This window comes from Ochrobactrum sp. SFR4 (assembly GCF_019730395.1).
GTDB lineage: Bacteria > Pseudomonadota > Alphaproteobacteria > Rhizobiales > Rhizobiaceae > Pseudochrobactrum.
Window position 1 is genome coordinate 1 of sequence record NZ_JAAPBB010000089.1, and the last position, 630, is coordinate 630.

Annotated in this window: 1 pseudogene; it reads left to right on the forward strand. The window is 63.8% G+C overall.

From position 1 onward, the window contains the following. Window positions 1-233: 233 nt before the first annotated feature. Window positions 234-630 (forward strand): annotated as a pseudogene (locus HBA93_RS17985) (cation-transporting P-type ATPase); the annotation flags it as partial.

Consider the following 630-nt stretch of genomic DNA (forward strand, 5'->3'; position numbering starts at 1 on the left):
CTTTGCGCTGGCGCTGACCTGCTTCGTGGCCCTGATGAGCTGGAAATTTCCGCCCTGGCTCGTGGTGCTGATCGCGGCTGCCGGCGGTGCGGTCCTGGAGGTAAGCTCGATGCTGTGATGGAAAAGGAATAACGGAACCTGATCGACCGGGAATGTAACGCCAGCCCGTATGGCGCGCCGCTGCCCGGGCTCTCCAGCCACTACCGCCGTCGCGGCACAGCCAGGAACACAACGTGCAAATCGACCTTTCTTCCGACCGCTTTATGACAGCATTGACCGGCATCACGCTTGCCGGGATGGCGCTTGCGACTGTCGATGCCTTTTTGAGCCCCAGCCTTTGGGGGCCGGTCGGTCTCGTGCTGGTCTATCTGGCCGGTGGTGTGCCGACCGGAGTCCGGGCCCTGACGTCGCTTTGGCGTGAGCGGATTCTCGACATCGATCTTATAATGATCGTGGCCGCCCTTGCCGCCGCCGCGGTGGGTGCTACGCTCGAAGGAGCGGTGCTGTTGACGCTGTTCAGCTTGTCGACCACGTTGGAGCAGCGGGCGATGGGCCGGGCGCGTCATGCGGTCGAGGCGCTGATGGCGTTGCGTCCCGACACCGTGCTCAGGCGCAATTCGGATGGAACGG